This is a genomic window from Burkholderia sp. Ac-20379 (assembly GCF_017104645.1).
GTDB lineage: Bacteria > Pseudomonadota > Gammaproteobacteria > Burkholderiales > Burkholderiaceae > Burkholderia.
Map to the genome: position 1 here is coordinate 1 of NZ_JAAGPF010000224.1, position 11,787 is coordinate 11,787.

Consider the following 11,787-nt stretch of genomic DNA (forward strand, 5'->3'; position numbering starts at 1 on the left):
TGGCGGCGCACGCGAGACGCCGGGGCATCAGGTGCCTTATGCGGCCGCCGTGCGCCGCGAGGCCGGCGTCGCGACGGCCGCGGTGGGGCTGATCACCGAGCCCCGCCAGGCGGAGGCGATCGTCGCGGCCGGCGAGGCCGACCTCGTCGCGATGGGGCGCGAACTGCTGGCCGATGCGAGCTTCCCGTATCGCGCCGCGCGCGAACTCGGGGTGCCCGATCCGATCTCGGTGCTGCCGCCGGCCTATGCGTTCTTTTTAGCGCGACGTAACATGGCGGCGCAGGACGCGGCCGGGCCGCGCCGATCGACAGGACCCCGATGACTCTTTCCCCGATGACCGACGTGATCGTGATCGGCGGCGGCATTGCCGGCTGCGCGACCGCGTACTACCTGGCGCGCGACGGCGTGACGGTGACCGTGCTGGAGCGCGGCGAACTGAACACCTGCGCGTCCGGTTCGAACGCGGGCAGCCTGCACGCGCAGATCCCGCACGAGCCGTTCGTCACGCGCGGCCCGGAATGGGCGGCCACCTTCGCGCCGACGATCGCGCTGCTGCATCGTTCGATCGACGAATGGCGCGGCCTGGAAGCGCTGCTCGGCGAGCCGCTCGAGGTATCGCTGAAGGGCGGCCTGCTGGTGGCCACCGACGCCGCGCAGATGGCCGCGATCGAGGCCAAGGCACGCGTCGAGCGCGGCCAGGGGCTCGATGTGCGGGTGCTGGGCCGCGACGACGTGCGCGCGATCGCGCCGTATCTGTCGGATGCGGCGATCGGCGGCGCGCTGTGTCCCGACGAAGGCAAGGCCAACCCGCTGGCCGTCACGCTCGCCTATGCGCGCGCGGCGGCGGAACTGGGCGTGCGCATCGAGCGCCACGCGGCCGTCGCCGGCATCGCGCGCGAACGCGACGGCTTCGCCGTGCACACCGCGCGCGGCACGATGCGCGCGCGGCGCGTGGTGGATGCGGCCGGTGCGAGCGCGGGCGAGGTGGCCGCGATGCTCGGCGTGCCGCTCGACGTGCAGGGCTTCGCGATCCAGGTGGCCGTGACCGAGCGCGTCGATCCGTTCATTCCGCATCTGGTCTATTCGGCGGGCGAGAAGCTCACGCTCAAGCAGAACGGGGCCGGCTCGGTGCTGATCGGCGGCGGCTGGCCGGCGCGCTGGCATCCGCGCGGCCACGCCGTGACCGATCCCGATTCGCTGGCCCGCAACATGGCCGTTGCGCTGGCCGCCGTGCCCGCGCTCGCGAACCTGCGGATCGTGCGCACCTGGGCGGCCGTGGTCAACGGCACCGACGACTGGAAGCCGCTGCTGGGCGAAGTGCCGGGCGTGCCTGGCTTCTTCCTGAACTTTTTTCCGTGGATGGGTTTCACCGCCGGGCCGGCGATGGCGCGTATCGTGGCGAGCCTGGTGCAGGGCAAGCCGGCGCCGTTCGATCTGGATTTGTCGCCGTTCCTGCTGGCCGAGCGCGCGATGCACTGAAGCGCCGAAGGGCCGGGCCGGAAAAAAGCGGGGCCGCCAGCGCAAGCCGGCGGCCCCGCTTTTTTCAGTGGTGGCGCAGCACCTTCGACACGAAATCGCGCGTGCGCGGCTCCTTCGGATTGCCGAAGATGTCGGCGGGGGTGCCGACTTCGACGATCTGCCCTTTGTCCATCATGACGATGCGTGTCGAGACCTCGCGCACGAAGGCCATTTCGTGCGACACCAGCAGCATCGTGATGCCCTCGCGCGCCAGGTTGCGCACGGTGTCGAGCACTTCCTGCACCAGCTCCGGATCGAGCGCCGCGGTGATCTCGTCGAGCAGCAGCAGCTCGGGCCGCAGCGCCAGCGCGCGGGCGATCGCCACGCGTTGCTGCTGGCCGCCCGACAGCTCGTCGGGGTAGCTGTGATGCTTCTCGGCCAGGCCCACGCGGCGCAGCAGTTCCTTCGCCTCGCGCTCGACTTCGTCGCGCGAGCGCTTCTTGATCTTGACCGGCGCGATCGTCACGTTGCGCAGCACGTCCATGTTCTGGAACAGGTTGTACTGCTGGAACACGATCGCCATCCGGTCGCGCGCGGCGCGCACGCTGGCCTTCGAGCGGTAGTCGAGCGGCGCGTCGTCGAGCACCACTTCGCCGTGCGTCGGAGGCAGCAGCCCCATCAGCGTGCGCAGCAGCGTGCTCTTGCCCGATCCGGACGGCCCGATCAGGCTGACGACTTCGCCTCGCTCAACCGACAGAGTGATGTCGCGCAGCACCTGCTGCTGCGCGTACGCGCTTGAGAGATTTTTGACTGCGAGGTGTGGCAAGGCGGTTCTCCAGGTGGGTGCCCAGACGGCTCAGCGGGTAGGACAGGATGAAATAGGCGGCCAGCACGGCGCCGTAGACGAGGAACGGCGAGAAGCCGCGGTTCATCAGCACCTTGCCGCTGAACGTCAGCTCGACCACGCCCATTTGCGAGGCCAGCGAGGTGTCCTTGATGAACATCACCATGAAGGCGAACGCGGGCGGCAGGATGACGCGCCACGATTGCGGCAGCAGCACCGAGAACACCATGCGCGTGTAGCCGAAGTTCATCACCTGCGCCGCCTCGATCTGCTGGCGCGGCACCGATTCGAGGCCGGCGCGGATCGTTTCGGACAGGAACGCCGTGGCGACGATGCAGATCGACACGGTGGCGATCGTGAACAGCGAGATGTCGGCGCCGAAGCCCTGCAGCGCGAACATCACCACGAACAGGTTGACGAGGAACGGGATGCGCCGGAACACCTCGACGAACGCCGTCAGCACGACGCGCGCCGGCGCGAGCCAGCGCGAGCGCGTGAAGCGCACCATCGCGATCACGAAGCCGAGCGCGAGGCCGACCGAACAGCCGAGCACGGTCATCGCGAGCGTGCGCATCATCGCCTCGAACAGGAATTCGAACGTGAAGTGCGTGAAGAAGGCCGGAGCCTGGGAAATCAGCAGGTCGAACATCAGAAGATCCTCGCTTTGACGCGGAACGCATAGCGCCCGGTCAGCGCCAGCGCGATCGAGGCCACGAACGTGAGCGCCACGTAGATCGCCGCGACGACCGAGAAGGTCTCGATGGTGCGCATGTTCTCGCTCGAGATGTTGATGGCGCGCCCGGTCAGCTCCTCGACGCCGAAGATCGCGCCGATCGAGCTGCCCAGCACGAGCCAGACGAAGAAGTTGCAGAGCGGCGCGTAGATGGTGCGCGCGATGTGCGGCAGGATCACGTAGCGCACCGTCTGCAGCCGCGACATGCCGAGCGTCTCGGCCGTTTCCAGCTCCGAGGTGCGCACCGAGGCGATGCCCGAGCGCAGGATGTCGGTCAGGTACGCGCCGGAATTGAGCGTCAGCCCGATCAGCACCGCCGTGATCGGCGTGAGCGTGATGCCCACGTCGGGCAGCGCATAGAACAGGAAGAAGATCTGGACCAGCGCCGGCGTGTTCGTGAAGAACGTCACGTACAGGCCGATCAGGCGGCGCACGATCGCGCCGCCGTGCCGCTTGCCGAGCGCGCCGGCCAGGCCGATCGCCGCGCCCAGCCAGAACGAGACGAACGCGATTTCGAGCGTCAGCCACGCGCCGGCGAGCAGGTAGGGCAGGTGTCGCCAGACGTCGGCGAATTGGAGGGTATAGGGCATGGTGTCGCGATCGTTGTGACGGCCGTGCTGCGGCGCGCGGCGAACGGGGCGCGGCCGCTGCCGCCCCGCGCCGCCGCGATCGTCAGAAGAACGGATCCGGCACCACCGGCTTGAGCATCGGCGCGCCGTACGCGGCCTTCCACGTATCGTTGATGAAGCCGCTCGTGTGCAGGTCGAACAGTTCGACGTTCAGGTAGTGGCGCAGCGTGTCGTTGCCCTTGGCCACGCCGATGCAGTCGTAGTTCACGAAGATCGCGTCGTTCAGCGTGCGCCACTTCACGTTCGGGTAGTTCTTGGTGAAGGCCTGGAAGAAGTCGATGTTCTCGACGATCGCGTCGCCGCGGCCCTGCGCCACCGCGCGCACCGTGTCGGCGATCGAATCGACGAGCAGCATCTTCGCCTTCGGCAGCTTGCCCTTCACATAATCGACCGACCAGTTGCCGCGCATGTCGACCAGCGTGACGGACGGCGAATCGAGCTCGGTCCACTTGGTCGCCTTGATCTTGCCGGTGGTCAGCACCGCCATCGTCTCGGTGTGCAGCGGCACCGTGAAGTCGATCAGCTGCGCGCGCTCGGGCGAGCGGGTCAGCGCGCCGAGCGACACGTCGATCCGGTCGGACACGAGGAACGGCACGCGCTGGGCGGATTCGGTCGGGACGAATTGGGCCTTCACGTTCAGCGAGGCGGCGATCTTGTTGCCGACGTCGATGTCGAATCCCGCCAGCTGGTTCTGCGCGTTGTAGGAACTCATCGGCGGGAAATTCGGGTTGACGCCGATCCGGATCGTGCCGCTCTTGATGATCTGATCGAGCGGGCGAGCCTGCGCCGCGGGGGATCCGGCGAAGGCAACCAGTGCCGCCAGCGCGCACGTTACTGCTTTCAGCATTTCGAACTCTCCAGTTGGTACGTAAGGGAAATCGCCCCGGCGGTTCGTGCTCCCTTTATAGACCGCCGATAAAAATTCTCTGAGAGACAAAAAATTTCGTCAAAAGAAATGTGCGCGAGTCGCACACATGTTTGCATTTATTTCATCCGGCCGCTATCGAAAGAAGTTCGTATTGCCGAGCCGCCGGTTGTGTGAGGTCAGCGCAGATAGGTGGCGCCATTGACGTCCAGCGTGGCGCCGCTCAAATGCCGAACCCGGCCACTGCAAAGGAAACTCACGAGTTCGCCGAGATCCTCCGGCGGCACCCATTCGCCCATCGCGAGTGTGGCGCTGATCTGTGCCTCACCGCCCTGAGTGGCGGCGAACGCCTCCGACATCTGGGTGCGCACGACGCCTGGTGCGACGATGTACGCAAGCAGGCCTTCCTTGGCGTACGCCCTTGCGATCGTCTGCGTGGCAGCGCGAACGGCTGCCTTGGACGCGGCGTAGGCAATCGTGTCCGGATTCGTCACGCCGCGCTGCGCCGCCCAGCTCGAGATCGTGACCAGCACGCCCGCGCCGCGGCCGCGGAAATGGCGCACCGCGCGGCGCATCAGGCGGGCCGGCGCCAGCACGTTGACGGCCAGCGTTTCGTCCCAGACGGCGTCCCAGGTGGCGTCGTCGGCGTCGAGGCCGCCGTGCCAGCGCATGATCGCCGCGTTGTTGACGTAGACATCCACGCCGCCCCACGCGGCCTCCGCCCGATCCCACAGCGCCTCGGCCGCGTTCAGGTCGTGCAGGTCGGCCTGCACGAAGCGCTTGCGTTCGGGCGGTACGTCGGCCAGCGCGGCTTCCGCGCCGGCCCGGTCGCTGCCGTAATGCGCGATCACGCGCGCGCCGTCGCGGCCGACCGCGCGCGCAATGGCGGCACCCACGCCTTTCGATGCGCCGGTCACCAGCACGCAGCGGTTATCGAGGCTCATTGTCATTCGTCATCCTTACTATTAGGTCGAAAACGTCAGGCGGCGCAGAAGCCGGCGTCCACCGGCAGCATCACGCCGGAAATGCCGCTCGACAGCGGGGACGCGAGGAACAGCGCGCCTTGCGCGACTTCCTCGGCGGTGGCGAGGCGGCCCAGCGCGTTGCCTTGCGCCAGTTGGCGCAGCGCCTCGGCTTCGGGCTGGCCGCCGGTGGCGGCGCGATGGGCGATGCGCTGGCGCAGCGCGTCGGTGGCGATCGGGCCGGGGGCGAGCGCGTTCACGCGCACGCCGTGCGGGCCCAGATCGCGGGCGGCGGCGCGCACGATGCCGAGCACCGCATGCTTGGAGGCGGTGTAGAGCATCTGGCGCGGATGCGCCGTGAACGAATTGATCGAGCCCATCGCCACCACCGCGCCGCGGCTCGCGCGCAGCACCGGCGCGGCGTGCGACAGCATGGCGGCGATGCCGCGCACGTTGACCGCCATCACGCGATCCCACTCGTCGAAATCGAGCGCGTCGGTCGCGCGCCAGCCCGGCACCACGCCGGCGTTGGCCACCAGCACGTCGAGCCGGCCGAAGCGCGCGATCGTGCCGTCGATGCAGGCGCGCACGCTGGCCTCGTCGGTCACGTCGCAATCGAGCGCCTGCATCGCGGCCGGGGCGGCCTCGCGTTCGGTGCCGGGCAGGTCGGACAGCACGCCCGCCGCGCCGTGCGCGGCGAACAGCGTGCCGATCGCATGACCGAGCCCCCGGCCTGCGCCGGTCACCAGCACCACCTTGCCGTCCAGCAATCCTTGCATCGCGTTCCCCGTTGTCTTGGCGTCGAAAAATGGTGAGACGATGCTAGCGCACAAATGTGCGCCATGCAAACAAAAATAAAGGCGCGATTTGGCGAATCGGGGGCGAAGGGCGGCGCGAGCGGCCAAAGAAAAAGCCACGCGGCGAACCGCGTGGCTTCGGGTGGGGCGGGGTGCGGGCGGCGCGCCCGCGGGCTCAGGCCTGCAGCGCGCGCGTGATGTCGCTGGAGGCTTCGAGCATGGCAGGCAGGATCCGCGTGCGGATTTCCTGCGGCGGCACGCGATCGGCCGGGCAGCAGACGTTCAGCGCGGCCACCACCTTGCCTTCGCGATCGCGGATCGGCACCGAGATCGAGCGCAGGCTGATCTCGAGCTCCTGATCGACGATCGACCAGCCCTGCAGCCGCGTTTCCTCGACGAGTTCGCGCAGCTTGACCTTCGAGGTGACGGTGTGCGGCGTGAACTTCTGCAGCTTGGCGGCTTCGAGATAGCGGTGGAACTCGGCGTCCGGCAGGGCCGCCAGCAGCACGCGCCCGGTGGACACGCAGTGCGCCGCCGAGCGGCTGCCGATCGACAGGTCGACGCTGATCAGCCGGTTCGACGAGGCGCGCGCGACGTAGATCACCGAATCGCCGTCGAGCACCGCGGCGAAGCACGACTCCTGGATCTGCGCCGACAGGCTGTTCATGATCGGCTGCGCGATATCCCAGATATTCATCGACGACAGCGCCGAAAAGCCGATCTCGAGGATCTTCGGCTTCAGGCTGAAATACTTGCCGTCCGTCTCCGCGTAGCCGTCGCGCACCAGCGTCAGCAGGAAGCGCCGCACGGTGGCGCGGGTCATGCCGCTGGCTTCGGCGACCTCGCTCAGCGTGCGGCGCGGCGTGTGGCGGTTGAACACCTTGATCACTTCCAGACCGCGTGCGAACGAGCCGACATAGTCGCGATCGCGAATGTCGTCGTCCTCTTCCAGTCCTGCTTCAAATGCGGCCATTTGTTTCCTCTCACTTGCTTTGGGTTTGGGCGCGATGCGCACAAAATTCATGCAAATGAAAGTCTATCAGCAGATTTCGGCGATGCACACATATTTGAGTTCGGTGAATTCCTCGATGCCGTGGGTCGAGCCCTCGCGGCCGATGCCCGACGCCTTGAGGCCGCCGAACGGCGCGCCCTCGAACGAGGTGGCCCCCGTGTTGACGCCGACGATGCCGGTCTCGAGCGCCTCCGACACGCGCCACACGCGGGCGTTGTCGCGCGTGAAGAAGTAGGAGGCGAGGCCGAACTCGGTCGCGTTCGCGGCGGCGATCGCTTCCGCCTCGGTCTCGAAGCGGAACACCGGCGCCACCGGGCCGAAGGTTTCCTCGCGCGCGATCTTCATGTCGGCGGTGACGCCGGCCAGCACGGTGGGCTCGAACCAGGTGCGGCCGAGCGGATGGCGCTTGCCGCCCGCCACCACGCGCGCGCCCTTGGCCAGTGCGTCCTCGATGTGTTCTTCCACCTTCTCGACGGCGGCCGCATCGATCAGCGGCCCCTGCTGCGTGTCGGCCGCCATGCCGTCGCCCACCTTCAGCGCGGCGACGGCGGCGGCCAGCGCGTCGACGAAGCGGTCGTGGATGCCGGCCTGCACGTAGAGCCGGTTCGCGCACACGCAGGTCTGCCCCATGTTGCGGAACTTGGAGGCGATCGCGCCTGCCACGGCGACGTCCAGGTCGGCGTCGTCGAACACGATCAGCGGCGCGTTGCCGCCCAGTTCCATCGCGACCTTCTTGATCGTGCCGGCGGCCTTTTCCATCAGCGAGCGGCCCACCTCGGTCGAGCCGGTGAACGTGATCTTGCGCACGGCCGGGTGCATCACGAGCTCGTCGCCCACTTCCGACGCCGCGCCCGTCAGCACGTGGAACACCCCGGCCGGCACGCCCGCGCGCTCGGCGAGCACCGCCAGCGCCAGGGCGGAGAACGGCGTCGCGCTGGCGGGCTTGAGCACCATCGTGCAGCCGGCGGCGAGCGCCGGCGCGGCCTTGCGCGGAATCATCGCCATCGGGAAATTCCACGGCGTGATCGCCGCGCACACGCCGATCGGCTGGCGCAGCACCAGCATCCGGCGGTTGGCGCTCGGCGCCTGCAGCACTTCGCCGTACAGGCGCTTGGCGTCTTCCGCGTACCACTCGAAGAATGCCGCGCCGTACAGGATCTCGCCGCGCGCCTCGGCGAACGGCTTGCCTTGCTCGGCGGTCAGGATCGCCGCGAGATCGTCGGCGTTGGCGACGATCAAGTCGTGCCAGCGGCGAATGATTTGCGAACGTTCATTCGCAGGGCGTGCACTCCATGCGGCCAAAGCGGCTTCCGCGCTGACGATGGCTTCGGCCGTTTGCGCGCGGGTCGCCTTCGGAACGCGGCCGACCGGCACGCCCGTCGCCGGGTTGATCACCTCGATGAAACCGGCGGTAGTCTTGGAAATCCAGGCGCCGCCGAGGTAAATGGCTTCACGCAGCAGGGACGGGTCGGTGAGTGCGAGCATCGGAACATTCTCCAGGCAGGGGATATTGGTTGCGTTGATTTATGTTCTCATATCGCCCAAAATTGCGCAATGCGCACAAATTGATGTTCGCATATGTCCTGCAACTTGTTTGTTCTTGTCGTTCTTCGGAGAAATGTTCATGGCTTCAGCCGCTGCGGCATCCGCGTCCGATCTGCACCAGATCGACCGTCAGGTTTTCTTTCATCCGTTCACGGCGCTCGGCGATCACGAGCGCAACGGGCCGATCGTGATCACGGCAGGCGAGGGGGTCTGGCTGACCGATGCCCGCGGCAATCGCTACATCGATTCGATGGCGGGCCTCTGGTGCGTGAACGTCGGCTACGGCCGTCCCGAGATCGGCGAGGCGATGCGCGAGCAGGCGCAGGTGCTGCCCTACTATCACGCGTTCGCCTCGATGTCGAACGAGGCGTCGATCCGGCTGGCCCAGCAACTGATCGAGATGGCGCCCGTGCCGATGTCGAAGGTGTTCTTCGGCAATTCCGGTTCGGACGCGAACGACACGCAGATCAAGCTCGTCTGGTATTACAACGAGGCGCGCGGGCTGCCGAACAAGAAGAAGATCATCGCGCGCGAGCGCGGCTATCACGGCGTGACGCTCGCGACCGCCGGGCTGACGGGCCTGAAGGGCCTGCACAACGGCTTCGGGCTGCCGCTGCCGTTCATCCGCCACACCACCGCGCCGCATCGCCTTTGGCAGGCCGCGCCCGGGCAGAGCGATGCCGAGTTCTCGGCGAAGCTCGCCGCCGATCTGGAGGCGCTGATCGTCGCCGAGGGGCCGGACACGGTGGCGGCGATCATCATGGAGCCGGTGATGGGCGCGGGCGGCGTGATCGTGCCGCCGGCCGGCTATTACGACGCGGTGCAGCGCGTGCTCGACAAATACGACGTGCTGCTGATCGCCGACGAGGTGATCTGCGGCTTCGGCCGGCTCGGCAAGCCGTTCGGCACCGAAGTGTTCGGCATGAAGCCCGACCTGATCACGGTCGCCAAGGGCATCACGTCGGCCTATGTGCCGCTGTCGGCGAGCCTGGTGTCGGAGAAGGTCTGGCGCACCATCGTCGAGGGCAGCAACCGGCTCGGCGTGTTCGGCCACGGCTTCACCTACAGCGGCCATCCGGTGGCGGCGGCCGCCGCGCTCGCCAATCTCGCGCTGATCGAGCGCGAAGGGCTGGTGGCGCAGGCCGGGGCGCGCGGCGAACTGATGCACCGCCTGCTGCGCGAAACCTTCGCCGATCATCCGGCGGTGGGCGACGTGCGCGGGCTGGGGCTGATGGGCGCGGTGGAGTTCGTCGCGAAGCGCGAGCCGGCGCAGCGCTTCGATCCGGCGCTGAAGGTGGCGGGGCGCATCGCCAAGGCGGCGCTCGGCCACGGGCTGATCACGCGCGCGTTGCCGGAGGGCGATTCGATCGCGTTCTCGCCGCCGTTCGTCATTTCGGAAGACGAAGTGGCCGAGATGGTTGCGCGCGCAAGGAAGGCCGTCGACCAGGTGTTCGCCGAGCTGAAGGCCGAAGGCCACTGGCGCGGTTGAGCGGGCGCGCGCGATTGCGCGCGCATGAAAAAGGCGGGACGGCGCGCTGCGCCGCCCCGCCAGGCGCGGAAACTGGCGAGGGCCGCCGCTCAGCCCTGCTTGCGCCGCCAGGCGCGCCACGTCATCGCCCAGCGTGCCGGATCCTCTAGTGCATGGCCGTCGAGCGGGCCGATCGCATGGGCGTGCGGCGCCGTGCGCACCAGTTCGGGCGTTGCGTAGGCCTCGCGGCAGACCTGTTCGAGCACGGCGATCCAGGTGTCGATGTCTTCCTTGGACCACATCTCGCCGGCCTCGGGCGTGAACGGCTGCGGCACGATCCACGGCTCGTGCGCGAGCCAGAACGCGTCCACGCCGTAGTCCACCATCCGGTTCTGCACGTGGGCGGCGCTGACGCCGGTCTCCTCGTACAGCGGCTGCAGGCTGAAGCGCGTCATCTCCATGCGCGGGGCGTCGACGTGCGGATGCGAGACGGCCACGCCGCGCACCTCGCGCAGCCGCGCCGTCATGTAGTTGTTCGCGAGCACCGACAGATCGGAGGCGGCGGCGATGCCCTCGGCGCCCATCGCGCGCACCCAGGCGTAGGCCTTCATCACCTGCTGCACGTTGCCGAGGAATTCGCGCACGCGGCCGACCCCGTCGTCCGCGCCCGGCGCCAGCGCGTAGCGGCCGTCCTGCTCCACCACCAGCGGCCCGGGCAGGAACGGCGCGAGCGCGGCGCTGCAGCCGTACGCGCCGACGGCCGGCCCGCCGCCGCCCTTGGGCGCGCCGAACGTCTTGTGCAGCATGAACATGCAGGCGTCGAAGCCGAGTTCGCGCGCGCGCACCTTGCTCATCACGCCGTTGAAGTTGGCGTGATCGTAGAAGCAGAGGCCGCCGGCTTCGTGGACGATGCGCACCCACTCCTTGATGTGCGGGTTGTAGATGCCCATGTCGTCGGGGTTGTTGATCATCAGCGCGGCGGTGCGCTCCGACACCACGGCCTTCAGCGCGTCGAGCGACGGATAGCCGTCCTCCTCGATCATCAGAGTGATCACCTTGTAGCCGGCCGTGGCGGCCGTGGCCGGATTGCACGGGTGGGTCTGGATCGTCGTGACGATCTCGTCGCGCGTGTCGCCTTCGCCGCGCGCCGCGTGATAGGCGCGCGTCATGCAGGCGTGGGTGTAGGCGGCGTCGGCGCCGCCCGCCGGCTGGAACACGAAGCGATCCATGCCCGACAGTTCGCGCAGCGCGAGATCGAGCCGGTGCACGATTTCCAGCGTGCCCTGCAGCGTGTCGGGGTGCTGGCGCGGATGCGTCTCGGCCATGCCGTCGCGCGCGGCCACCGCCTCGTTGAGGCGGGCGTTGTATTTCATGGTGCAGGTGCCGAACAGCGAGATGCCCATCATGCCGAGCGTTTCCTGCGACAGGTGCAGGTAATGGCGCAGCACGTCGGGCTCCGACATTTCCGGCAGCG

General features: G+C 68.2%; 11 protein-coding genes and 1 pseudogene. 3 read left to right on the forward strand and 9 right to left on the reverse strand.

The window, feature by feature from the left end; translation table 11 throughout:
- Together G3N92_RS23465 and G3N92_RS23470 are read left to right on the forward strand one after the other, a co-directional pair.
- A pseudogene (locus G3N92_RS23465) lies at positions 1 to 322 on the forward strand (hypothetical protein); the annotation flags it as partial.
- The gene (locus G3N92_RS23470; protein ID WP_206129974.1) at positions 319 to 1,479 is read left to right on the forward strand and encodes an FAD-dependent oxidoreductase; all 1,161 of its coding nucleotides are present in this window, start codon (positions 319 to 321) and stop codon (positions 1,477 to 1,479) included. The pseudogene G3N92_RS23465 and the gene G3N92_RS23470, both read left to right, overlap by 4 nt.
- Before the next feature lie 64 nt (positions 1,480 to 1,543).
- On the opposite strand, the gene G3N92_RS23475 is transcribed toward G3N92_RS23470, so the two are convergent.
- From G3N92_RS23475 to G3N92_RS23510, 8 genes are all read right to left on the reverse strand, one after another.
- Positions 1,544 to 2,284, reverse strand: coding sequence for an amino acid ABC transporter ATP-binding protein (locus G3N92_RS23475; protein WP_206129975.1), 741 nt, complete (start codon positions 2,282 to 2,284; stop codon positions 1,544 to 1,546).
- Positions 2,205 to 2,951 carry an amino acid ABC transporter permease gene (locus G3N92_RS23480; RefSeq protein ID WP_206129976.1) on the reverse strand — a complete coding sequence of 249 codons (747 nt, stop codon included), beginning with the start codon at positions 2,949 to 2,951 and terminating at the stop codon, positions 2,205 to 2,207. The genes G3N92_RS23475 and G3N92_RS23480 overlap by 80 nt, the downstream gene beginning before the upstream one ends.
- Complete coding sequence (locus G3N92_RS23485) at positions 2,951 to 3,625, reverse strand: amino acid ABC transporter permease (protein WP_206129977.1); 675 nt, start codon at positions 3,623 to 3,625, stop codon at positions 2,951 to 2,953. Before G3N92_RS23485 ends, G3N92_RS23480 begins: the two co-directional genes overlap by 1 nt.
- Positions 3,626 to 3,707: 82 nt before the next feature.
- Complete coding sequence (locus G3N92_RS23490; protein ID WP_206129978.1) at positions 3,708 to 4,511, reverse strand: transporter substrate-binding domain-containing protein; 804 nt, start codon at positions 4,509 to 4,511, stop codon at positions 3,708 to 3,710.
- Positions 4,512 to 4,708: 197 nt separating this feature from the next.
- Positions 4,709 to 5,473: an SDR family oxidoreductase gene (locus G3N92_RS23495; RefSeq protein ID WP_206129979.1), complete on the reverse strand. Its 765-nt coding sequence runs from the start codon at positions 5,471 to 5,473 to the stop codon at positions 4,709 to 4,711.
- A 35-nt stretch (positions 5,474 to 5,508) separates the two neighbouring features.
- Positions 5,509 to 6,270, reverse strand: coding sequence for an SDR family NAD(P)-dependent oxidoreductase (locus tag G3N92_RS23500; protein WP_206129980.1), 762 nt, complete (start codon positions 6,268 to 6,270; stop codon positions 5,509 to 5,511).
- 193 nt (positions 6,271 to 6,463) lie between these two features.
- Complete coding sequence (locus tag G3N92_RS23505) at positions 6,464 to 7,261, reverse strand: IclR family transcriptional regulator C-terminal domain-containing protein (protein ID WP_206129981.1); 798 nt, start codon at positions 7,259 to 7,261, stop codon at positions 6,464 to 6,466.
- Between the two features lie 66 nt (positions 7,262 to 7,327).
- A complete protein-coding gene (locus G3N92_RS23510; RefSeq protein ID WP_206129982.1) occupies positions 7,328 to 8,785 on the reverse strand; it encodes an NAD-dependent succinate-semialdehyde dehydrogenase in 1,458 nt (485 codons plus the stop codon).
- A 139-nt stretch (positions 8,786 to 8,924) separates the two neighbouring features.
- Between G3N92_RS23510 and G3N92_RS23515 the strand changes: the two genes are divergently transcribed.
- Positions 8,925 to 10,334 (forward strand): aminotransferase, encoded by a 1,410-nt coding sequence (locus G3N92_RS23515; protein ID WP_206129983.1) that lies wholly within the window; start codon positions 8,925 to 8,927, stop codon positions 10,332 to 10,334.
- 89 nt (positions 10,335 to 10,423) lie between these two features.
- Here the strand turns inward: G3N92_RS23515 and gcvPB are convergent.
- The coding region (gene gcvPB / locus G3N92_RS23520) for an aminomethyl-transferring glycine dehydrogenase subunit GcvPB (RefSeq protein ID WP_206129984.1) at positions 10,424 to 11,787 on the reverse strand (1,364 nt) is incomplete at its 5' end.